This is a genomic window from Microvirga flavescens (assembly GCF_003290125.1).
In the GTDB taxonomy this organism is placed as follows: domain Bacteria; phylum Pseudomonadota; class Alphaproteobacteria; order Rhizobiales; family Beijerinckiaceae; genus Microvirga; species Microvirga flavescens.
This window is the reverse complement of sequence record NZ_QMKH01000003.1, coordinates 318,215-340,273: the sequence shown is the minus strand read 5'-3', so window position 1 is coordinate 340,273 and position 22,059 is coordinate 318,215. Positions and strand designations below refer to the sequence as shown.

The window sequence follows — 22,059 nt, the reverse complement described above, 5'->3', positions numbered from 1 at the left end:
ATGCAATTGATCTTGCGATCTTACCACGCGGGAATGATCGCGCCCTTGAAGCGGGTTTCGAGATAGGCCGCGACTTCCGGCGATTCATACGACTGCACGAACGTCTTGATCTCCGCGCGGTTCTCGTCGCCCTGACGGGCGGCGATGAAGTTGGCGTAAGGATTGCCCTCGCGCGCTTCTACCGCAATCGTATCCTTGCGGATGTCGAGCCCCGCATTGATGGCGTGGTCGGTGTTGATGACAGCCGCATCGAGATCAGGCAGGGCGCGCGGCAATTGTGCGGCGTCGAGTTCGGAGAACTTGAAGCCCTTCGGGTTCTCGGCGATGTCGAGCACGCTCGGCGAAAGCGCCTTGCCCGGCGCGATCTTGATGAGGCCTTGCGCGGCGAGAAGATTGAGCGCGCGACCGCTATTGCTCGGATCGTTCGGGATGCCGATCTTGGCGCCCTTCGGCAGATCGGAGATCGCCTTCACTTTTTTCGAATAGAGCCCGATGGGCTGCACGAAGGTGAAACCGACGGGAGCGATCTTGTAGCCGCGCGCCTTGATCTGCGCATCGAGATACGGCTTGTGCTGGAACGCATTGGCGTCGAGATCGCCGCGCGCCAGCGCTTCGTTGACGAGGGCGTAATCGGAGAAGGGAACAAGCGTGACCTCCAGGCCTTTGCCCGCGGCGACCTTTTGCGCGACCTTCGCCACTTCTTCTTCCGCGCCGGCCATGACGCCGACCTTGATGGACTGCTCCGCGTAGGACGGAAGCGTGGCGAAGGCGGTTCCAAGCGCCAGGGTGGCCGAGAACAGGGCGCGACGTGTGAACTTGCTCATGGTGAGACCTCTTTCAGACAAAACTGTACCGTCGGCTGCGAAAGCCGTGCGCGACGGTCGATGATGGGAAGGTGGAAACCGGTTTTAAGCGAAGCGGCGACAACAGCCCGCCATCGCGGCGGCATGTGTCGAAACGGGGATGATGATGCTCGTTTTCATCATGGCCTTTTTTCCTCGTGTTGAACCACGAGGCTTTCGCTCCGTGGCGCTTTAGCTGTTGGTGACGCGGGGCAAGCTGCTCGTCTCAAATCACCGCGGCTTGGGAGAAGGCGAACGCCGTCCGAAGCACTGACAACCTCGCATTGAAGGATCGCGGCGTCAATCAAAATGTTCTTTTAAAAGAACGACACTTGAGGCCCAGTTGTTCTCCGAATGGCCTTGAATGGGGAATTTTGATCCTGGAGCGGAGGAATTGTGCCGCGAATAGAGGGGGGATTGAGGAATTTCACCGGGAATCGATTGAGAGCGCTCTTCGCGTGTTCTGAATACCGGATAAGGCCCCGGGCATGCCGGGCGACTGCGCAAAAGGGCGGCGCGAGAACTAGGTCGTAGACTCATAAGCGCGCAGCCACAGTCGCGTTGACGCGAGCTGGACCATGGCAAGGAAGTTCGCGGCCAGCTTCTCATAGCGGGTGGCGACGCGGCGGAAGTGCTTCAGCTTGGAGAAGAACCGCTCGATTAGGTTACGCTCACGGTACAGCCGCTTGCTGAAGCAAGGCTTCCAGTGCCGGTTGCGCTTGGGCGGGATGTTGGGCGTGGCGCCCTGGGTCTGTATCATCTCGCGGATGCGATCTGCGTCATAAGCTCTGTCCGCCAATACGATGGTGCGCGGACCAAGATGGTTGAGCAACTCGTCGACGATCTGCCCGTCGTGCGCTTGCCCGGCTGTCAGTCCGATTCGGATAGGCAATCCCTGCGCGTTGGCGACGACGTGGATTTTTGGTCGTGAGCCCGCCACGAGAACGGCCGAGGCCGTGATCTATGCCCCCGCCTTTTGTCGTCGCGGCTTGCTGGTGTGCGCGAACGGAGGTGCTATCGATCATCTGGATGCTGCCCTCGCGCGCAGTGATCGCACTCATAAGGCGATCCCACACGCCCGCTCTCTGCCATCGTACAAAGCGATTGTAGCAGGTGGTGCGCGGCCCATAGCGCTCCGGCAGGTCGCGCCACGGCGCACCGGATCGCAGCACCCAAAGGATGCCGTTCAGTACTCGCCGATCATCTACGCGCGGCATGCCCCGAGGCTTGTTCGGTAGAAGAGGCTGGATGATCCGCCATTCGAAGTCAGTCAGGTCATATCGGCTCATGCCCAAACTCCCAATCGGGCGCGGCCAGATATGAAAGCCCCATGCCTTCATCCGACTTTCAGCGGAAGTTCCGAAGATCCCGGATGGGGGCAGACTACAGGCCGTACGCGCAGCCAAAGCCGAATAACAAGGCATTACGCGCTACACGCGCAAGCCAGTACACTGGCGCGCCCAGCGTATCTAAGGGCGAGTGGCGCCTTCGCTAGGCTCGCCTCAGCACCGCTCTTCGAACACCAGGCGCAACGCGAGCCCGAAAAATGTCAGGGCAGCGAGCTTGTTGGCCAGCGTGAGAAACGTCGTGTTCGACTGGACGACCGTTCGGAAACGACCCACAGCGAAAACGATCAGGCCGATCCACAAAACGGCCATGACCCCGAGCGTGACCCCCAAGCCTAGGCTCTGGAGAGCGACCGATCCGGCCTCGGGGTGAACGAACTGCGGGAACAGCGCCAGGAAGAACGCGATCATCTTCGGGTTGGCGAGATTGTTGAACAGACCCTGCATGAAGTAGCGACCCGCGTGTCCCCGACCTCCCGCCATGGAGTGGTCGAGTTCAAGCGTCGGCGTCGCCTTCCACGCCATGACCGCCAGATAGAGCAGATAGAGAATACCGACCCACTTCAATGCGGTGAAAGCGACCGGGAAAAGCAGCACGACAGTCGAGACGCCGACGCCCGCGAGCACCGCATGCACGACGTTTCCAACCTGAGTTCCGACGAGCGTCATCAGCCCCGCGACCGTCCCAGATGCGATCGTACGCGACAGGATCAGCACCGTGTCGGGCCCGGGTGTCACCACTAAGACCGCAGCCGTCGCAAGAAAGAGAGAGTAGGTTTGAAGGTCGAACATCGGGCGATCGCTTGTTGCTGATTAAAGTTCGAGGTTGGTGATACGCGCCATGAGGTGGCGCAACTGGAGGGCGTCTTCGGCGCCGTAGGTTTCCTCGAACCGCTTCTGCGCCGCCTCCCAAAGCGGGTGCGCAACCGCATGTCGCTCCCTCCCATAGTCGGTGAGGGAAACCAGCTTCGCACGTCCATCCTTGAGATCGGCGGATACGACGACGAGACCTTCGCGCTCAAGCAGCTTCATGTTCTGCGAGAGCGCCGATCGATCGATGAGCAACTCGTCGGCGAGCTTTCCCATCGAGATCGGACCAGCCCGATCGATGGTCGCCAGGATCGCCTTTTGCGTACCCCGAAGCCCGCTCGGGGCGATCGCGGCATCGTAGAACTGCGATAGGTAGCGGCTTGCTTTCCGCAAAGCTGTTCCATTGCAGCGCTCGACGGGGCGCTCGTTGTGCTTTCGGGTTTTCACGATGCTTCCCGTTGACAGAGCTGACAGCGACGTTCTACCACAAAATAGTGGCATATGCCACTATTTTTGAAATGGAGCCCTCAATGACCCGTGCCTACAAGGTCGTAGACGCCTTCTCTTCCGACCCGTTCAAAGGGAATCCGGTTGCGGTTGTGCTCGACGGCACGGGGCTCAGCGATTCACAGATGCAGGCCATCGCGGGCTGGACCAATCTCTCGGAGACGACGTTCGTTCTGCCGCCGACGAAGCCGCAAGCGAGCTATCTGCTCCGCATCTTCACTCCCCTCCACGAGCTACCGTTCGCCGGTCATCCGACGCTCGGCAGCGCCCATGCTGTCCTCGAAGCCGGCATCGTGGAGCCGAAGAATGGCAAACTGGTGCAAGAGTGCGGGGCAGGTCTAGTCGACATCGACGTGGAAGGGGCTGGGGCAAATCGATTGCTCACACTCTCGCTGCCCAAAGCGAAGGTTGCGACGTTGCCGGGCCAAGACGTTCGAGAACTGGAGGGCATACTAGGCACTCAGATCGTCTGGGAGGCACAGCCCGCGACCGTAGATGTCGGCCCGCACTGGTTGATCGCCCAAATACCGAGCGTTGAAGGATTGCTCGATCTGAGACCCGATATGGGCCGCCTCTCCGAGTTCAGTCGGCGCCTTTCCATCACGGGTGTGACAGCGTTCGCGTTCGAAAGCGGTGAAAGCCCAAACATCGAAGTCAGGACCTTTGCTCCCGTCGTGACTGTGCCGGAAGACCCCGTTTGCGGGAGCGGCAATGGCAGTGTTGCGGTGTTCCGGGCGCTGCGCGGGCTGATGCCAGAGGGTGGTATAGAATATCAGGCTTCGCAGGGCCGCTGTGTCGGTCGAGACGGGAAAATCGCGGTGAGAATCGATGCCTCTGAAGCGGTTTTCGTTGGTGGCCACTGCGTCACCACAGTCGATGGACAGGTCAAGGTCTGAGACGGGCCTGAAGCGTTTCGCCTGTATTACGCCGATTATGGAAATCGCTGAGCCTCGGCAAGAAGGGCCGGCCGCTTCCGGGCATCAATTGGGCGTCGGCCGTTTATGGGTTCACGACCTAGTTTAGGCTATGAAGAGCGCGCAGCCCTCAATGGGCGCGGGCGATGCAGAACTCGACCGTGTCGAGGAGGGCCTGCTTCATCGGGCTGTTGGGGAACAAAGCCAGCGCGTCCCGCGCCATCGCGCCGTAGTGGCGCGCGCGCTCGATGGTGTCCTCGAGCGCGTTGTGGCGGCGCATGATCGCGACGGCGTGCTCGAGATCGTTGTCCTCGATTTCGCTCTTTTCGAGAACGCGCTTCCAGAACGCGCGCTCTTCCTCGTTGCCGCGCCGGAAGGAGAGCACCACGGGCAGCGTGATCTTTCCTTCGCGCAGATCGTCGCCCACGTTCTTGCCGAGGCTCGCGGCGGTGCCGCCGTAATCGAGCGCGTCGTCAACGAGCTGGAAGGCGATGCCGAGATTCATACCGTAGGAGCGGCAGGCCGCCTGTTCGGCCTTGGGCCGTTCTGCGATCACCGGGCCGACTTCGCAGGCGGCGGCGAAGAGTTCCGCCGTCTTGCCGCGAATGACGGCGAGATATTCGTCTTCCGTCGTCTCGGTGTTCTTGGCGGCAGCGAGCTGCATCACCTCGCCTTCCGCGATCACCGAGGCGGCGGTGGAGAGAATGTCGAGGGCGCGCAAGGAGCCGACCTCGACCATCATCTTGAAGGCCTGGCCGAGCAGAAAATCGCCGACGAGCACGCTCGCCTCGTTGCCCCACTTGATGCGGGCGGCGATCTTGCCGCGCCGCATGTCGCTCTCATCCACCACGTCGTCGTGGAGAAGCGTCGCGGTGTGCATGAACTCGACGCTGGCCGCGAGCTTGATGTGCCCTTCGCCCTTGTATCCCACGAGCCCCGCCGTCGCGAGGGTGAGCATGGGGCGCAGGCGCTTGCCGCCGGAAGAGATGAGGTGAGTCGCCACCTCCGGGATCATCGTGACGTCCGACCCTGTGCGGGACAAAATCATCGCATTGACCCGCTCCATGTCCGCAGACACAAGAGAAACGAGTTTCGCGATATCCGCATTCTTGTCCGAATGCTTTTCCTCGAACGGAACGACGACGCCCACGTCTTCAAACCCGGGTTGCCGACCGCAAGGGTCGGTAGGAATATGGACCACACCGTGGCATGGCGGCCTCCATGCCGCAACGCGAAAGCTTGCCGCAAGGGGGAGTCTGACACCGATGATCGAAATCGTCCGCACCAACGATCTCGTCATGATCGGCTTCCTACAATCCTTGTTGGAGAACGCCAATATCCCTGTGCTGGTGGCAGACCAGCATGTCAGCGCCGTGGAGGGGATGCTGGGAGCCTTCCCACGCCGAATTTTGGTACCCGATGATCGAGCCGCCGAGGCGCGCCGCCTCATTGTCGAGGCTGGGCTGGAGGCCGAGCTGCGCCATGCTTGAAACCACGGACGATTCGCTGCTCGGCGGGCGCGTGCGCCTTCTGCAGCCCGCAAAAGGCCACCGCGCCGGGACGGATGCAGTGCTTCTCGCCGCCATCGCGCCCGTTTCCCCGGGTCATGTGGTGGCGGATGTCGGGGCGGCGACCGGGGCCGTCGGGCTGATGGCGGCGGCGCGGGAGAAGGCGGCGCGGCTCGTCTTCGTCGAGCGGGATCCCGCCCTTGCCGCGCTGTGCCGCCGGAATGCTGATCTCAACAATGTGAACGCCCATGTGGCGGAGGCCGACCTTCTGGACCGCGCCACCTGGGCGAATGCCGGTCTTGAGCCGGAGAGCGCCGATCTCGTGCTGACGAATCCCCCGTTTCTGGAGGAGGGGCGAGTGCGAATCTCCCCGAACGAGCGGCGGGCGGCGGCCCATGCGTTGCCGGAAGGGGGGCTGGAAGCCTGGATCCGCGCCTGCGCTGTGCTGCTCAAGCCCAAGGGCCGCCTTGCCCTCATCCACAGGGCCGACCGCACGGCGGATTGCCTGGCGGCGCTCGGGAAGGGGCTCGGTGGGGTCGAATTGCGCTTCGTCCATCCCAGCGCCGACCAGCCGGCGATTCGGGTGCTGCTCTCAGCCGTGAAGGGGAGCCGCGCGCCGCTCTCCGTCCTGCCACCCGTCATCCTCAACGGAGAGGATGGGCGCTTTACGCCGCAGGCTGAGGCGCTGCACCGGGGCGACGCGGTGCTTTTATGAAAATGGCCGGCTCAAGGCCGGCCATCCGAAAGAAAGCTTTAGCGACAAACGCGCACCGGGCGCTGCACCCACACGAAGCCGTTCCAGTACCGCTCCATGCGCGTCCAGCAACGGGGAACGTAAGGGCGCGGGGCATAGGCCGGGCGGTAGCCGTAACGATAGGGCCGGTAGGGCCGATAGGCGGGGCCATGATGATAACGCGGTCCGTAGCCATAAGGCTGCGCTTCGGCAGGCTGGATCGTCAGGGCGCCGAGGCCGAGCGTGGCCAGGGCCGTGAGGCTGAGCAGAAGCTTGCGCATGATTTTTCATCCCTTTCTTTCCAGGCGTGGCGCTGTTGCGGGGGAGCATCCGCGCCAAAGGTGAACGATTTCCAAAGCAACGGCGAAAATTGCGAACTTTGTTGCAGTGAATCAGTGAAAGGGAGATTAGGCGAGCTTAGCTGAACAGACCCCAACAGGTTCCCTAACGACATGTTCATCTTGGGGGATCGCTCCTGCCGCGCTACATCGTCCGCCATGACACAACAAATGCCACAACCTGCTTCGCCGAAGACCTTTTTCCATACGCTTCCTGAGCCGCTGCAGAAGCTTCTGCCCGGGCGGTTCAGGGCATCCTATTGCGTCGTTCCCGTCGTCCGGCTCTCCGGGCCGATAGGCGCTGTGATGCCGCTCAGGACGGGGATTTCGATTGCGAATGCCGCGCCGCTGCTTGAGCGCGCGTTCGAGATGCGGGGTGCGAGCGCCGTGGCGCTCGTCATCAATTCGCCGGGCGGTTCGGCGGCGCAGTCGCACCTCATCTTCAAGCGCATCCGCGCACTCTCCGAGGAAAAGAAGCTGCCGGTCTACGCCTTCGTGGAGGATGCGGCGGCCTCCGGCGGCTACATGATCGCCTGCGCGGCGGATGAGATTTTCGCCGATCCGACCTCGATCATCGGCTCCATCGGCGTCGTGGCGGCAAGCTTCGGCCTCGACAGGTTCATCGCCCGCTACGGCATCGAGCGGCGGGTCCACACCGCGGGTGAGCACAAGGCGATGCTCGATCCGTTCCAGCCGGAAGACCCGAAAGACGTGGAGCATCTCAAGAACCTGCAGAATCGCATCCACGGCCTGTTTATGGATCTCGTTCGCAGCCGGCGCGGCGAAAAGCTGGCGAAGGACCGGGAAGACCTGTTTTCCGGCGCCTTCTGGGTTGGCGAGGAAGCGCTCGGCCTTGGTCTCATCGACCGCTTCGGGGACATTCGCGCGGTGCTGCGCGAGCGCTTCGGCGACAAGGTGCAGATGAAGCTCGTCGAACCCGCCCGACCGCCGCTGATCGGGCGGCTTTTCGGCAGGGGGACGTCAGGCGGGGCGAGCCTCGTCGATCCGGGCGAGATGCTCGGCGTCCTGGAAGAGCGCGCCGCATGGTCCCGGCTGGGGCTTTAAAATTCTGCCCGTTCCCTCCACCGCCCTCATTCTGAGGAGCGGCGCAGCCGCGTCTCGAAGCCTCATCCTGAGGAGGTCGCGAGAGCGACCGTCTCGAAGGAGGTTCCAGTGCGCGCTGGAGACGCCTCGCCCTTCGAGACGGTGCTGACACACCTCCCCAGGGTGAGGCTCCGGGAATGCGCCTAACGGTCCCGTTGCGCTTGACTTGAAGCGCCCGCCATCCCAAGGGTTCGGGCTGAAATTCTGCAATTATTGGACGCCGACATGACGAGCGAACCCGCGCATATGAATCCCGCGCGCTCCTTCCAGGGCCTCATTCTCACGCTCCAGCGCTATTGGGCGGAGCAGGGCTGCGTCATTCTCCAGCCTTACGACATGGAGGTCGGCGCGGGTACATCCCACCCAGCCACCGCCCTGCGGGCCATCGGCCCCAAGCCCTGGCGCGCGGCCTATGTGCAGCCCTCCCGCCGCCCGAAGGATGGACGCTACGGCGAGAACCCCAACCGGCTCCAGCACTATTACCAGTTCCAGGTCATCCTGAAACCGAACCCGCCGAACCTGCAGGAGCTCTACATCAAGTCGCTCGAGGCTATCGGCATCGACACGGGCGTCCACGACATCCGCTTCGTCGAGGACGATTGGGAAAACCCGACGCTCGGCGCCTGGGGGCTTGGCTGGGAATGCTGGTGTGACGGCATGGAGGTTTCGCAGTTTACCTACTTCCAGCAGGTCGCCGGTATCGAATGCGCGCCGGTCGCGGGCGAGCTGACTTACGGGCTCGAGCGTCTGGCGATGTATCTGCAGGGCGTCGAGTCGATCTACGATCTCAATTTCAACGGCCTCGAAGGCGACAAGAAGGTCACCTATCGCGAGGTGTTCCTGCAAGCGGAGCAGGAATATTCGCGCCATAATTTCGAACATTCGGATACGGAAATGCTCTTCCGGTTGTTCCGTGATGCCGAAGCGGCAAGCAAAAAATATCTCGAAGCCGGCGACGCGGGCGATCGCCACCTCATGGTGCTTCCCGCTTACGATCAGGCTCTCAAGGCCGGCCATGTGTTCAACCTGCTCGATGCGCGCGGCGTGATCTCGGTCACCGAGCGTCAGAGCTACATTCTGCGCGTGCGCGAACTGGTGAAAGCTGTCGGCGCTGCGTGGCTGAAGACGGAAGGGGGAGGCGTCGCCGCCTGAGAAACAACAGGCTGATCGCGTCCTTCCCTCAATTCACGAACAGAACATTTCCAATGCCCGATCTTCTCCTCGAACTCTTTTCCGAAGAAATCCCTGCCCGCATGCAGCGCCGTGCGGCGGAGGATTTGAAGAAGCTTGTCACTGACGCTCTGGTCGAGCGCGGTTTCGTCTATGAGGGCGCCAAAGCCTTCTCGACGCCGCGCAGGCTCGCGCTCAACATCGTCGGCCTGCCTGTGAAGGGGCAGGACGTGCGCGAGGAGCGCAAGGGCCCGCGCGTCGGTGCGCCCGAGGCCGCGTTGCAGGGCTTTCTGAAAAGCGCGGGTCTGAGCAGCATCGACGAAGCGAAGATCGAGAGCGACCCGAAGAAGGGCGAGTTCTACGTCGCGCTCATCGAGAAGCCCGGCCTGCCGACGCAAGAGGTGCTCGCGGAAATTCTGCCGCAGATCATCAAGACGTTTCCGTGGCCGAAATCCATGCGCTGGGGCGCGGCTTCAAAAGAGCCCGGCTCGCTGCGCTGGGTGCGTCCGTTGCACTCCATCGTCTGCACCTTCGGGCCTGAGACGGAAGATCCGGATGTGGTGCGTTTCGAGGTCGACGGCATCGTATCGAGCGATGTCACTTACGGCCACCGCTTCATGGCGCCGGATGCCATCCGCGTGAAGCGCTTCGACGATTACGTGACATCGCTGGAGCGCGCGAAAGTCGTTCTCGATGCCGACCGCCGGAAAGACATCATCCTGCACGATGCGCGGGACCTCGCGTTCGCGCAAGGTTTGCAGCTCGTTGAGGATGAAGGCCTTCTCGAAGAGGTCGCCGGCCTCGTCGAGTGGCCGGTGGTGCTCATGGGTTCGTTCGACGAAAGCTTCCTGGAAATTCCGCCGGAGGTCATCCGCACCACCATCCGCGCAAACCAGAAGTGCTTCGTGCTGTTCGACCCGCGCACCGACAAGCTCGCGAACAAGTTCGTGCTGACATCGAACCTCGTGGCGAAAGACGGCGGCAAGACCATCGTTGCCGGCAACGAGCGCGTGGTGCATGCGCGCCTCTCCGACGCCAAGTTCTTCTGGCAGACGGACCAGAAGACGAAGCTCGAAGACCGCCTCGAAAAGTTGAAGCAGATCGTCTTCCACGAAAAGCTCGGCACGCAGTTCGAGCGCGTGGAGCGCATCGCGGCGCTGGCAAAAGAACTCGCGCCCATCGTTGGTGCGGAGCCCGCGTTGGCGGAGCGCGCAGCGCGTCTCGCCAAGGCCGATCTCGTCACCGAAATGGTCGGCGAGTTTCCGGAATTGCAGGGCCTGATGGGCCGCTACTACGCGGCGCTCGAAGGCGAGAATCCGTCCGTCGCTCTTGCGCTCGAAGAACACTACAAGCCGCTTGGCCCATCTGACCGCGTGCCGACCGATCCGGTGTCGGTTGCGGTGGCGCTCGCCGACAAAATCGACACGCTCGTCGGCTTCTGGGCGATTGACGAAAAGCCGACGGGATCGAAGGACCCTTACGCGCTGCGTCGCGCGGCTTTGGGTGTGATCAGGCTGGTGTTGGAGAATAATCTACGTATCGGGTTGTTTAGAGAAATTTGGAAGCATGCAAGACCGTTCGTTAGCCTGCTTTCAAGGCAGCCGTTGCATGTGACAGGCGAAATTGGTCCTGATTCAATAGATGAATTTATAGAGTTTGCACGCGATCTAAAGGGCGACTTGGAAAGCCGAGAAGGCGCAAAAACAATAGTTATGCTTGCAAATTGCTTTTCCAATCCAGGCAACCTTTCATCCTTCTTCGCCGACCGCTTGAAAGTCTACCTCCGCGATCAGGGCGCACGGCACGATCTCATCGACGCCGTGTTCTCACTCGAAGGCCAGGACGATCTCCTCATGATCGTGCGCCGCGTGGAAGCCCTCGGCGGCTTCCTCGAAACGGAGGATGGCAAGAACCTGCTCGCGGGCTATCGCCGTGCGGCTAATATCCTGCGCATCGAGGAGAAGAAGGACGGCAAGGCTTATGACGGCGCACCGAGCCGCGACCTGATTCACGCGCACGGAGAGACCGAGGAAAAGGTTCTCTTCGAGGTTCTGGAAACCGCCTCGCGCCATGCTCGCGAACATGTGAACCGCGAGGACTTCGCCGGCGCGATGAAGGCTTTGGCCGAGCTTCGGCCCGCTGTTGACGCCTTTTTCGACAAAGTGACCGTCAATGCGGAGGATTCGGCGCTTCGCGAGAACCGTTTGACGCTCCTCAACGCGATTCGCGAGGCGACGTTGACTGTCGCGGACTTCTCGAAAATCGAGGGCTGAGAGGCATATTTCCCGGCCTGTTGCGTGAAGGTCACAGCCATGCCGTCTGCTTCGCGTTAGGCAGGCGGCAACTCCGTTACCTCCCCCTACTGGTTCGACCGATGACTCTTCGCCGCCTCTTCATGCTCGCTCTTCTGGGCGTGCCGCTTGCTGCCTGCCAATCCCTTCAGACCCCGCCGGAAGCCTCGATCGTCAAGGCCGAAGCGGACCCTTATGATGGATGGTATATCGGCTCGATGCCCGACAAGCCGCACGATGTGCCGCTCGTCGACCGCAACAAGATGGAAGCGAAATTCTCGCGCCAGACCGTCGAGTACAAGGGCGGCGAGAAGCCTGGCACCATCGTCGTCGATATCGACGAGCGCTTCCTCTACCTCGTCCAGCCGGACGGCAAGGCTGTGCGCTACGGCGTGGGCGTCGGCAAGCAGGGCTTCTCCTGGAAGGGCGTTGCCTCCGTCGGCCGCAAGGGCGTGTGGCCGTCCTGGATCCCGACCAAGACGATGGTCGGCATCAAGCCGGATCTGCCGCGCTATGTGGAAGCCGGACTCGAGAACCCCCTCGGCGCGCGCGCGCTCTATCTCTACCAGAACGGCCAGGACATCCTGTTCCGCATCCACGGCACCAACGAGCCCTGGAGCATCGGCGAGCAGGTCTCTTCCGGCTGCGTGCGCATGCTCAACGAGGACGTTGTCGACCTCTACGAGCGCGTTCCCACCGGCACGACGGTCTACGTGAAGCGCAACGGGCGCTACCGCGTGTAAGACCCCGAACGAAGGATGGCGACAGTGTTGGGCAATCTTCTCAGAACAGTCTGCGTCATCCTCGTCTATGCAGCGATTACCGGCGCCGCCGCCTGGACCGGCTCCGAAATCGTCCCGCGCGTGATCCGGACCTGCACGGGACCGGGCGTGGATTGCGGCTATTCCGAAGGATTGACCGCAGTTCTGATCTATCATCCGCTTATGTGGTTCGCCGGATTCATGTTTCTCCTCGCGACCCGGAAATGGCGTCTCCTTTCCGTCTTCGAGGGGAGGTGGGTTTATTTGATCGCGCCGGCGATCCTGGCCCTGATCTATGCCGCGTTCTTCATGCTCTTCCTGCTCTGAGCGTTCGAGGACGTGATGATCGGCGAAGTTCTCGGTCTTCTGGCCTTCACGCTCGTAAACGCTCTCGTCAGCGGTCTGGCCGCCTGGAATGGCATGGAGATCCTGATCCGCAGCGCCTTCTTCGGTCGCGATCATGAAGGCGGGAAGGCGTTGGGCGGCATCATCGTCATCTTTCCGGGGCTTTGGTTCTTTCTCTTCCTGCTTCTCTTCGTCGTTCGGGACTGGCCGGGGGCAGGCCTGCTCGATGGCTGGTGGGCCTTTGCCTATGCCATCGGCGCTTTTCTCATCAATTGCACCCTCTTCTTCGCATGGCTGCTGACCCGCCGTTAAGAGCGGCCTGCCACGCTGCATCCTCCTAAAGAACAAGGCTTCTGCGTTGATTTGTAACGAAGGAACCTTGGCCGTTCATGTTGCGTTTTGGTTCCGTATGCTTCAAGCCATCACCTGCGCTGAGGCAGGCACGAGCCAGAAGGTCGAACGATGACACAGTGGGTCTATTCTTTCGGTGATGGGAAGGCTGAGGGCGAGGCGGGGATGAAGAACCTGCTGGGCGGCAAGGGCGCCAACCTCGCCGAAATGTCCAATCTGGGCCTGCCGGTTCCGCCCGGTTTTACGATCACCACGGAAGTCTGCACCTACTATTACGACCACGGCCACAGCTACCCGGCGGAATTGTCCGCGCAGGTTGAAAAGGCGCTCGCTTTCGTGGGGCGGCTGACCGGCCGCACCTTCGGCGATGCGGAGACGCCGCTTCTCGTTTCCGTTCGCTCCGGCGCGCGCGCGTCGATGCCGGGCATGATGGATACGGTACTCAATCTCGGCCTCAACGATCTGACGGTGCAGGCTCTCGCCAAGGGCGCGGGTGATGAGCGCTTCGCCTATGACAGCTACCGCCGCTTCATCACCATGTATTCCAACGTGGTGCTCGATATCGAACATCATTACTTCGAGGAAGCGCTGGAGGAGTACAAGGACCGCAAGGGCTACACTCTCGATACGGACATGACCGCCGACGACTGGAAGGCGCTTCTGCCGCGCTACAAGGCCATCGTCGAAAAGGAATTGGGCAAGCCCTTCCCGCAGGACCCGCAGGAGCAGCTCTGGGGAGCCATCGGCGCGGTGTTCGGCTCGTGGATGAATGCCCGCGCGAAGAAGTATCGCGAGTTGCACGACATTCCGGCGAGCTGGGGCACGGCGGTGAACGTGCAGGCGATGGTGTTCGGCAACATGGGCGAGACCTCGGCGACGGGCGTCGCGTTCACGCGCAACCCTTCGACGGGCGAGAGCGAGCTCTACGGCGAGTTCCTCATCAACGCGCAAGGCGAGGACGTGGTGGCGGGCATCCGCACGCCGCAGGACATCACCGAGAAAGCGCGCATCGGATCGGGCTCCGACAAGCCCTCGATGGAACGCGCCATGCCGGATGCCTACAAGGAACTGGTGCGCATCTACGGCATTCTGGAAAAGCACTACCGTGACATGCAGGACATGGAATTCACGGTGGAGAAGGGCAAGCTCTGGATGCTCCAGACCCGCAACGGCAAGCGCACGGCGAAGGCCGCCTTGCGCATTGCGGTTGAGCTGGCGAATGAGGGCCTGATAACGCAGAACGAAGCGGTGACCCGCGTCGAGCCCGCCGCGCTCGATCAGTTGCTGCATCCCACTATTGATCCGAAGGCTGACCGCAAGATTCTGGCCTCGGGCCTGCCCGCCTCGCCGGGCGCGGCCTGCGGCGAGATCGTGTTTTCTTCCGATGACGCGGAAGCGGCGAAGAAGGCCGACCGCAAGGTCATTCTGGTGCGTGTCGAAACCTCGCCCGAGGACATCCACGGCATGCACGCGGCGGAAGGCATTCTCACCACGCGCGGCGGCATGACCTCGCACGCCGCCGTGGTGGCGCGCGGCATGGGCAAGCCCTGCGTCTCCGGCGCGGGCTCGATCCGCGTCGACTACGCCGCGCAGACCATGAGCATTGCCGGGCAGATTCTCCGCAAAGGCGACATCATCACCATCGACGGCGGCACCGGGCAGGTTCTGCTCGGCCAAGTGAAGATGCTGGAGCCGGAACTCTCCGGCGAGTTCGCGACCCTGATGAGCTGGGCCGACAAGGTGCGCCGCATGAAAGTGCGCGCCAATGCGGAAACGCCGCTCGATGCGCGGACCGCGCGCACCTTCGGCGCGGAAGGCATCGGCCTTTGCCGCACGGAGCATATGTTCTTCGAAGGCGACCGCATCGTCGCGGTGCGTGAGATGATCCTCTCCGACGATGAAGCGGGCCGCCGCGCGGCGCTTGCAAAGCTGTTGCCGATGCAGCGCGCCGACTTCGTGGAACTCTTCACCATCATGAGCGGGCTTCCTGTCACGATCCGCCTGCTCGATCCGCCGCTGCACGAATTCCTGCCGCACACGGAGGAAGAGGTGCAGGAGGTCGCAAAAGCGATGGGCGCTTCCGCCGAAAAGCTGAAGAGCCGCGCGACGGAGCTGCACGAGTTCAACCCGATGCTCGGCTTCCGCGGCGTGCGTCTTGCCATCGCCTATCCCGAGATTGCCGAAATGCAGGCACGCGCGATCTTCGAGGCGGCTGCCGATGCCGCGAAGGCGACAGGCAAGGCCGTCGTTCCGGAGGTCATGGTGCCGCTCGTCATGACGAAGGCGGAGCTCGATCTCGTGAAGGCGCGCATCGACGCGATGGCACAAGCCGTGGCGAAGGAGCGTGGCGTCAAGATCGACTACCAGGTCGGCACGATGATCGAGTTGCCGCGCGCGGCCTTGCGTGCGGGCGACATCGCCCAGAGCGCCGAGTTCTTCTCGTTCGGCACCAACGATCTGACGCAGACGGCGCTCGGCATCTCGCGCGACGACGCGGCTTCGTTCCTCGGCACCTACACGCAGAAGGGCATTCTCGCGCACGACCCGTTCGTGACCATCGATCAGGAAGGCGTCGGCGAACTCATCAAGCTCGCCGCCGAGCGCGGAAAGACGACGCGCGGCAACATCAAGCTCGGCATCTGCGGCGAGCATGGCGGCGATCCGGCGTCGATCCACTTCTGTGAGGGCGCGCAGCTCGACTACGTGTCGTGCTCGCCTTATCGCGTTCCGATCGCGCGTCTTGCCGCTGCGCAGGCCGCGCTCGGCAACAAGGCGGCGAGCCAGGCGTGAACCATATGAATCTGTCGCGCACCGGGCTCGTCTATATCCTCACGATGATCGTGTCAGGTTTCCTGATCGCGGCGATCCTCGTGGCTCGTCCTTCGTGGCAGGATGCGTTCCTGCCACCGGTGGCCTGGCCCTTTGCGGTGTCCTTCGTCTTCGAGCTTGTGCTCAACGTTGGAGGGCGCGGCAGGTTTGAACCTTTGGCAATGGGGGAACGGCTTGCCGGTATTCTCCCATCATGCCTCATCGTCATTGCCAGGCACGTCATCTAGAGGAGTTCGGGATGCATAAGGGGTCTTGTCATTGCGGGAAGGTGGCCTTCGAGGTCGAGACCGATATGGAACAGATCATCGAGTGCAATTGCTCGATCTGTTCCCGCAAGGGTTACCTTCTGACCTTCGTGCCGCGCTCGGCGCTTAATGTGGTGCGCGGCGAGGACGACCTCGCGACGTACACGTTCAACTCCCACACGATCCGCCACCGCTTCTGCAAGACCTGCGGTTGTGCGCCGTTTGGTGAGGGGAAGGCACCGACCGGCGAGGAGATGGCGGCGATCAATGTGCGCTGCCTTGAAGAGTTCGACCGTGCGACAATCAACAGCGTGCCTATCGACGGCAAGAGCCGTTGAGAAATTACCCGTCTGACAGCAGCACGGGGCCTGGTCCGTGCCGCTTTAATCCTCCGTCAACCATGCTGAGCGATAACTTGACCTAAGCGGAGCTCCCCGAAAGGGAGATCCAGGGCTTTGTGTGTTGGGTGTGTCGCGTGCGTCTTCGGTATCGTCGATCGCGAATGAGATGGATCGTCGCAACGGTTGCCCCCTGGGCGCTGGCTGCGGGCCTCCTCGTGTCGTTCACGGCGTCCGCCAGCAACGATGCCCGTTCCGGCATCAGCGCCGCGAACCGCAGCGCGGTGGCTTATCTGACCGAAGCAAACAATCTCGTCCCGCTCGCGGGCACCGCCTCCGATGTTGGCCGCTGGAACTTGAGCAACGCGATCCTGCGCAACATTCCGCGCTACGACCTTCCGGATGAAAGCCGGCTGGCGAATGTTCCGCCGCGCCATGTGCTGAAGACGGGCGCCGGCGCTTATCCAACCGTCGAGCGCAAGGCCAAGGGAAATCCCGCCGTCGCGCAGGGGCCGAACCTGTCGCGGCAGGCGAAGACCGGCCTTGCGGAATTCGGCACGGCGGGCACCCGCGTCTTTTTCAGCCGTGATGAGCGTCTCTTGCCGCCGACGGTTCTCATGACGGGCAAGCTCGAAGCGCCGTCGCTCGAAGGTGAGCGTTTCGAGCCCTGGCAGGCGCCGGAACTCACGACGACCCGTCAGGCGACATCGATCCAGTCTCCCGCCGCTGCCGCTGCCGGTTCCACTGGCGCTGCGGCCAGCACGAAAACGCCGAAAGTCTCTCGCGCCGTGGCGCTCTCATCCACGACGCCTGCGCTCTCCGATGCCACGCCGATGGAGATCGCCGCCGCTCCGGTGTCCAAGCTCGACCGCCACGGCGCGGATACGTCCATCGTCAACAAGAATGATGACGAGCGTCCGCGCTATGCGGAGCTGATCGATCCGGACAATCTCAGCAAGGAACAGCGCTGCCTCGCAGAGGCGGTCTATTTCGAGGCTCGCAGCGAACCCGAGACCGGGCAGGCCGCCGTTGCGCAAGTGGTGCTGAATCGCGTGAAGAGCGGGCTCTATCCCGCCTCGATCTGCGGCGTGGTCTATCAGAACCGCCACCGCCATCTCGCCTGCCAGTTCACCTTCGCCTGCGAGGGCAAGGCGCTTCGCATCACCGAGCCGGAGTCCTGGGAAAGCGCCAAGCGCGTGGCGGGCGCGGTGCTCGACGGGCGCACCTATCTCGCCGAGGTCGGCGGCTCGACGCACTATCACGCGGATTACGTGAAGCCCTATTGGGCCCGCCGTTTGAAAAAGATGGACGTGATCGGGCGGCATATCTTCTACAAGCTCAAGCCGGGACAGACGTGAAGCGCGGTCATGGCGTGGCTATGAGGCCGCTCGACATAACAAGATATGATGATGTCCATTAGAGATGCGCGTTTTGTTCTCTTGAGAGAATGAACTAGTCTGGCGCCCGATCAGAGATTTGACCCCATGACCGCTTCGCGCCGCATCTCGCCTCAACTCACAGTCCTTGCCGGGTGCCTCATCGCGCTCATCACGTTCGGGCCGCGCGCCTCGGCGGGGTTGTTCCAAATCCCGATGACGGCGGAATTCGGATGGGGCCGCGATGTGTTCAGCCTGGCCATCGCCGTCCAGAATCTGCTGTGGGGCGTCGGCCAGCCTTTCGCGGGCGCGATTGCCGACCGTTTCGGGTCGCTGCGCGTGTTGTGCGTCGGGGCTCTTCTTTATGCGCTCGGCCTCGTCGTCATGGCCTATGCCACGACCCCCGGCGTTCTGAACCTTGGCGCGGGCGTGCTGATCGGGTTCGGCCTGTCGGGCTGTTCGTTCAACCTTGTCCTCGGCGCGTTCAGCAAGCTCCTGCCGGAACAATGGCGGCCGATGGCCTTCGGTGCAGGAACGGCGGCTGGCTCCTTCGGCCAGTTTCTTTTCCCGCCCATCGGCAATGTGCTCATCGATACGCTCGGCTGGCACCAGACCTTGGTTGTTTTCGCCGCGAGCGTGCTGCTCGTCATGCCGCTTTCGTTGGCCGTCGCGACACGGTCCATCGCCGGCAAGACGGAAGGCGCAGCCGCTGCGGTGCCGGGCCAGTCGATCACGCAGGCCTTGTCGGAGGCCTTCCGCCATCGCTCTTACGTGCTGCTGGTGCTCGGCTTCTTCACCTGCGGCTTCCAGCTCGCTTTCATCACGGCGCATCTACCGGCCTATATCCGCGATGCGGGCCTGTCCGCCTCCATCGGTGGGTGGACACTGGCGGTGATCGGTCTTGCGAACGCCTTTGGTTCGCTCTCCTCAGGCTGGCTTTCGACACGCATGTCGAAGCGCTGGCTGCTTGCCTGGATCTATCTTGGCCGGTCGGTCGCCATCGCGGCTTTCATCCTGCTGCCGGCTTCGCCTCTCACGTCGATCGCGTTCGGCGTGTCCATCGGCCTGCTCTGGCTTTCGACCGTACCGCCCACATCGTCCCTCGTCATGCTGATGTTCGGCACGCGTTACATGGCGATGCTCTATGGCTTCGCCTTCTTCTCGCACCAGGTCGGCGGCTTCCTCGGCGTGCTGCTCGGCGGCATGTTCTATGAGGCCTATGGCAGCTACACTCTGGTGTGGTGGCTCTCCATCGCGCTTGGAATCATCTCCGCGCTTATCAACCTGCCGATCAAGGAAAAGCCGGTCGAGCGTGCGCCAGCTCTCCAGCCTGCGGAATAGGGATTTTGCGAAGAGCGGTCAGGCCGCGCCTTCGATGGCGCGGCGCTGCTTGCTGATTTCCGCCGCCATGAAGTCCATGAACACGCGCACCCGCGCGGACTGGCGCAGGTCCGGATGCGTCAGCAGCCAGAGGCCTGCGGAGAATTCGGGGTCCGTTGGTGTGAGGCGCACGAGGTCCGGACTGGCATTTGCAATGAAGCAGGGCAGGGGGCCGATGCCGATGCCGGTTTCAACCGCCTCGGAGAGGCCGAGCACGGTGTTGACCTTATAGACGATCTTCTCCGGCACGACATGATCGCGCACGTAACGCGCGGCCTTGAGGTTCGCGAGATTGTCGCCGAGCGTGATCCAGTTTCTGTCGTAGAGCATCGCGGGGTCGACGCGCTCCGGATGGGGAAAGTCGACCTTGCGCCCATAGACCGCCCACGCGATGGTCGCGACCCGGCGTCCGACAAGCGTCTCCGGTGGCGTGTCGGTCGCGCGGATGGCGACATCCGCATCACGCTTCGACAGGTTGAGCGCCTGATTGGCGAGAACGATATCGAGCCGCAGGTCCGGATAGGTTTTCGTGAAGCGTGCGAAGAGCGGCGTCAGCAAATGAATGAGCAGGCTGTCATTCGTCGTCACCCGCAACTCGCCGGCGGGCGCCACAGCCTGGCCCGCGAGCTTGCGCGCGAAGGTGGCGACGTTCTCTTCCATCTGCTCTGCCAGGGCGACCATTTCCTCCCCGGCGGGAGTCAGCACGTAGCCGGTGCGGTAGCGCTCGAAGAGCTTGACGCCAAGCCCTTCCTCCATCTGGCCGAGGCGGCGGAAAATGGTGGAATGATTGACGCCCAGTCGCTCCGCGGCGCCGGTCAGGCCATTGGCCTCGGCGATCACTTTGACAAGCCGGAAGTCGTCCCAGGCGAGATGGGGGAACCGGTTCATTCTTGCATCCGTGCAAATATATTACTGCAAGACTAGCATTCAATTTGCAGAAGGGAAAGCTTACCGTTGCGGCCTCAACTTGAAACGTCAAGCGGCCCCAACGCATGGGGAGGCGCATGGCATGACTGGAGATCACATGGCTAAGGTTCTTGTCCTTTATTACTCCTCCTGGGGTCACATCGAGCAGATGGCTTACGCTGCCGCCGAAGGCGCGCGCGAGGCCGGAGCCGAGGTCGTCGTGAAGCGCGTTCCCGAACTGGTGCCTGAGGAAGTTGCGAAGAACTTCCACTACAAGCTCGACCAGAAGGCGCCCATTGCGACCGTTGAAGAGCTGCCCGAGTACGACGCGATCATCTTCGGCACGCCGACCCGCTACGGCAACATGACCGCGCAGATGAAGAACTTCCTCGACCAGACCGGCGGCCTGTGGGCCAACGGAAGCCTCGTCGGCAAGGTCGGCTCGGTCTTCACCTCGTCGGCCACGCAGCACGGCGGTCAGGAATCGACCATTCTCACCTCCATCCCCGTTCTGCTCCACCACGGCATGGTGATTGTCGGTCTGCCTTACGCCTTCCAGGGTCAGATGGGCGTGAGCGAAGTCATGGGCAACTCGCCCTACGGCGCTTCGACCATCGCCTCCGGCGACGGCTCTCGCCAGCCGAGCAAGGTCGAGCTCGACGGCGCTCGCTACCAGGGTAAGCACGTCGCTGAGATTGCCGCCAAGCTCGCGAAGTAAGAGATTGGGCACAAGGCCGCGTCGGCAAGGCGCGGCCTTTTCTTTTGCCTTCGAGCATGATCAGGACAAGTGGAAACCGGTTGTCCGTCCAGATCATGCTGCAGTCAAAGAAACTGAAGCTGATCGTGGCTCAAAGAGACGCGCTCAGCCTTTAGCGCTCCGCTGCGGCGCGGCGGAGACGGTCGTTGATGGCCTCTCCCAGCCCTTCATGCGGAATGGAGGACACGGCGATCATCGCCGCTCCTGCATCGTCGAGGCGGCGCAGATAAGAGAACAGATTCGCGGCGGCCTCCTTGAGGTCGCCGCTTTCGCTTAAGTTCAAGGATGCGCGTGCGGCATCCACGCCGCGCGGGTGTTGAGCACCGAAAAGAAGCGCGGCCTCGCCTAGATCGATCTCCTGCGCATTCAATCGCACCCGCGCGCGTGGTGCGTAGTGCGATGTCAGCATGCCAGGTGCGAGGGGCGCGGCGCTGTCCTCCTCGGCCGGAGCCGATAACGGCCCCACCAGCTTCTCGATCTCCTCGCGCGGCACGCCTCCCGGGCGCAGCAGCCGCACGGTGTCGTCGAGGCAGGAGACGATGGTCGATTCCACGCCAACCTCGGTCGGGCCACCATCGAGAACGGCATCGATGCGCCCATTGAGATCCTCCAGCACATGCTGTGCGGATGTCGGGCTGATCCGCCCCGAGCGGTTGGCGGAAGGAGCGGCGACCGGGCGGCCGACCTGCTTCAGCAAGGCACGCGCCACGGGGTGAGAGGGAAGCCGCAGGCCGAGGCTGTCGAGCCCGGCGCGGGCAAGGTCGGAAACCGTGCAGGTGGGAGCGACGGGCAGCACGAGAGTGAGCGGCCCCGGCCAGAAATTCTTCGCCAGAAGTGCGGCGGCCTCATTGAAGACACCCTGTTCGCGCGCTGCCGCCTCATCGGCCACATGCGCGATGAGCGGATTGAACTCGGGGCGCTCCTTCGCGGCATAGATGCCCGCGACGGCCTCCGGGTTCGTCGCATCAGCGCCGATGCCGTAGACGGTCTCCGTCGGAAAGGCGACGAGCCCGCCCTCGCGCAGGATCGTCGCGGCGCGCCCAATGCCGGCCTCGTTGGCTTCAAGGCGCTCCGTATAAACCATTGACCCTTGATCGTTCACGCCTAAACTATCCTCGCTCGCCGGCAGCCGGACATTGCCGAGCCGGGTTTAACCGCGCGCCGCCGCGCGTCAACGATGAAAAATCCCCTGATTCCGGGAGGGATCG

23 protein-coding genes are annotated in these 22,059 nt (G+C 62.7%); 15 read left to right on the top strand and 8 right to left on the bottom strand.

Annotated features, from left to right (window positions below; genetic code table 11):
* Positions 1 to 20: 20 nt before the first annotated feature.
* The 4 genes from DQW91_RS08945 to DQW91_RS08930 form a co-directional block, all read right to left on the bottom strand.
* On the bottom strand, positions 21 to 824 hold the full coding sequence (locus tag DQW91_RS08945) for a MetQ/NlpA family ABC transporter substrate-binding protein (protein ID WP_112663244.1): 804 nt from the start codon (positions 822 to 824) through the stop codon (positions 21 to 23).
* Between the two features lie 541 nt (positions 825 to 1,365).
* Positions 1,366 to 2,131, bottom strand: a protein-coding gene (locus DQW91_RS08940; RefSeq protein ID WP_112663341.1) for an IS5 family transposase whose coding sequence is annotated in 2 segments (ribosomal slippage) — positions 1,366 to 1,764 and positions 1,766 to 2,131 — 765 coding nt in all. Because the reading frame shifts where the segments join, the coding sequence is not laid out codon by codon here.
* A 213-nt stretch (positions 2,132 to 2,344) separates the two neighbouring features.
* Complete coding sequence (locus DQW91_RS08935) at positions 2,345 to 2,980, bottom strand: LysE family translocator (RefSeq protein WP_112663243.1); 636 nt, start codon at positions 2,978 to 2,980, stop codon at positions 2,345 to 2,347.
* A gap of 21 nt (positions 2,981 to 3,001) precedes the next feature.
* The gene (locus tag DQW91_RS08930) at positions 3,002 to 3,445 is read right to left on the bottom strand and encodes a MarR family winged helix-turn-helix transcriptional regulator (RefSeq protein ID WP_245410962.1); all 444 of its coding nucleotides are present in this window, start codon (positions 3,443 to 3,445) and stop codon (positions 3,002 to 3,004) included.
* Between the two features lie 83 nt (positions 3,446 to 3,528).
* Between DQW91_RS08930 and DQW91_RS08925 the strand changes: the two genes are divergently transcribed.
* Positions 3,529 to 4,401: a PhzF family phenazine biosynthesis protein gene (locus DQW91_RS08925; RefSeq protein WP_112663340.1), complete on the top strand. Its 873-nt coding sequence runs from the start codon at positions 3,529 to 3,531 to the stop codon at positions 4,399 to 4,401.
* Between the two features lie 148 nt (positions 4,402 to 4,549).
* Here the strand turns inward: DQW91_RS08925 and DQW91_RS08920 are convergent, their stop codons facing one another.
* Complete coding sequence (locus DQW91_RS08920) at positions 4,550 to 5,569, bottom strand: polyprenyl synthetase family protein (RefSeq protein WP_112663241.1); 1,020 nt, start codon at positions 5,567 to 5,569, stop codon at positions 4,550 to 4,552.
* A 115-nt stretch (positions 5,570 to 5,684) separates the two neighbouring features.
* Between DQW91_RS08920 and DQW91_RS08915 the strand changes: the two genes are divergently transcribed.
* Both DQW91_RS08915 and DQW91_RS08910 read left to right on the top strand, forming a co-directional pair.
* Complete coding sequence (locus tag DQW91_RS08915; RefSeq protein ID WP_112663240.1) at positions 5,685 to 5,909, top strand: putative signal transducing protein; 225 nt, start codon at positions 5,685 to 5,687, stop codon at positions 5,907 to 5,909.
* A complete protein-coding gene (locus tag DQW91_RS08910) occupies positions 5,902 to 6,642 on the top strand; it encodes a tRNA1(Val) (adenine(37)-N6)-methyltransferase (protein ID WP_112663239.1) in 741 nt (246 codons plus the stop codon). Before DQW91_RS08915 ends, DQW91_RS08910 begins: the two co-directional genes overlap by 8 nt.
* 38 nt (positions 6,643 to 6,680) lie before the next feature.
* Here the strand turns inward: DQW91_RS08910 and DQW91_RS08905 are convergent, their stop codons facing one another.
* A complete protein-coding gene (locus DQW91_RS08905) occupies positions 6,681 to 6,941 on the bottom strand; it encodes a hypothetical protein (protein WP_112663238.1) in 261 nt (86 codons plus the stop codon).
* Positions 6,942 to 7,169: 228 nt separating this feature from the next.
* Between DQW91_RS08905 and DQW91_RS08900 the strand changes: the two genes are divergently transcribed.
* The 11 genes from DQW91_RS08900 (at position 7,170) to DQW91_RS08850 (ending at position 19,149) form a co-directional block, all read left to right on the top strand.
* On the top strand, positions 7,170 to 8,063 hold the full coding sequence (locus DQW91_RS08900; RefSeq protein ID WP_112663237.1) for a S49 family peptidase: 894 nt from the start codon (positions 7,170 to 7,172) through the stop codon (positions 8,061 to 8,063).
* A gap of 264 nt (positions 8,064 to 8,327) precedes the next feature.
* A complete protein-coding gene (locus DQW91_RS08895) occupies positions 8,328 to 9,254 on the top strand; it encodes a glycine--tRNA ligase subunit alpha (RefSeq protein WP_112663339.1) in 927 nt (308 codons plus the stop codon).
* Positions 9,255 to 9,307: 53 nt separating this feature from the next.
* Positions 9,308 to 11,545: a glycine--tRNA ligase subunit beta gene (glyS, locus tag DQW91_RS08890; protein WP_112663236.1), complete on the top strand. Its 2,238-nt coding sequence runs from the start codon at positions 9,308 to 9,310 to the stop codon at positions 11,543 to 11,545.
* A 101-nt stretch (positions 11,546 to 11,646) separates the two neighbouring features.
* Positions 11,647 to 12,306, top strand: coding sequence for a L,D-transpeptidase (locus DQW91_RS08885; protein ID WP_112663235.1), 660 nt, complete (start codon positions 11,647 to 11,649; stop codon positions 12,304 to 12,306).
* A 15-nt stretch (positions 12,307 to 12,321) separates the two neighbouring features.
* On the top strand, positions 12,322 to 12,651 hold the full coding sequence (locus tag DQW91_RS08880) for a hypothetical protein (protein WP_112663234.1): 330 nt from the start codon (positions 12,322 to 12,324) through the stop codon (positions 12,649 to 12,651).
* A 15-nt stretch (positions 12,652 to 12,666) separates the two neighbouring features.
* On the top strand, positions 12,667 to 12,981 hold the full coding sequence (locus tag DQW91_RS08875) for a hypothetical protein (RefSeq protein WP_112663233.1): 315 nt from the start codon (positions 12,667 to 12,669) through the stop codon (positions 12,979 to 12,981).
* A gap of 150 nt (positions 12,982 to 13,131) precedes the next feature.
* The gene (gene ppdK, locus DQW91_RS08870) at positions 13,132 to 15,810 is read left to right on the top strand and encodes a pyruvate, phosphate dikinase (RefSeq protein ID WP_112663232.1); all 2,679 of its coding nucleotides are present in this window, start codon (positions 13,132 to 13,134) and stop codon (positions 15,808 to 15,810) included.
* A 5-nt stretch (positions 15,811 to 15,815) separates the two neighbouring features.
* Positions 15,816 to 16,076 carry a hypothetical protein gene (locus DQW91_RS08865; RefSeq protein WP_112663231.1) on the top strand — a complete coding sequence of 87 codons (261 nt, stop codon included), beginning with the start codon at positions 15,816 to 15,818 and terminating at the stop codon, positions 16,074 to 16,076.
* An 11-nt stretch (positions 16,077 to 16,087) separates the two neighbouring features.
* Complete coding sequence (locus tag DQW91_RS08860; protein ID WP_112663230.1) at positions 16,088 to 16,432, top strand: GFA family protein; 345 nt, start codon at positions 16,088 to 16,090, stop codon at positions 16,430 to 16,432.
* A 164-nt stretch (positions 16,433 to 16,596) separates the two neighbouring features.
* Positions 16,597 to 17,790, top strand: coding sequence for a cell wall hydrolase (locus tag DQW91_RS08855; protein ID WP_112663229.1), 1,194 nt, complete (start codon positions 16,597 to 16,599; stop codon positions 17,788 to 17,790).
* Positions 17,791 to 17,916: 126 nt separating this feature from the next.
* Positions 17,917 to 19,149 (top strand): MFS transporter, encoded by a 1,233-nt coding sequence (locus DQW91_RS08850; protein WP_112663228.1) that lies wholly within the window; start codon positions 17,917 to 17,919, stop codon positions 19,147 to 19,149.
* Between the two features lie 18 nt (positions 19,150 to 19,167).
* Here DQW91_RS08850 and DQW91_RS08845 read toward each other — a convergent pair whose 3' ends face one another.
* Positions 19,168 to 20,076 carry a LysR family transcriptional regulator gene (locus DQW91_RS08845; protein WP_112663227.1) on the bottom strand — a complete coding sequence of 303 codons (909 nt, stop codon included), beginning with the start codon at positions 20,074 to 20,076 and terminating at the stop codon, positions 19,168 to 19,170.
* A 136-nt stretch (positions 20,077 to 20,212) separates the two neighbouring features.
* On the opposite strand from DQW91_RS08845, the gene wrbA reads away from it, so the two are divergent.
* On the top strand, positions 20,213 to 20,812 hold the full coding sequence (wrbA, locus tag DQW91_RS08840) for an NAD(P)H:quinone oxidoreductase (RefSeq protein ID WP_112663226.1): 600 nt from the start codon (positions 20,213 to 20,215) through the stop codon (positions 20,810 to 20,812).
* A gap of 151 nt (positions 20,813 to 20,963) precedes the next feature.
* Here the strand turns inward: wrbA and DQW91_RS08835 are convergent, their stop codons facing one another.
* Positions 20,964 to 21,953 carry an L-threonylcarbamoyladenylate synthase gene (locus DQW91_RS08835; protein ID WP_112663225.1) on the bottom strand — a complete coding sequence of 330 codons (990 nt, stop codon included), beginning with the start codon at positions 21,951 to 21,953 and terminating at the stop codon, positions 20,964 to 20,966.
* Between the last annotated feature and the right edge of the window lie 106 nt (positions 21,954 to 22,059).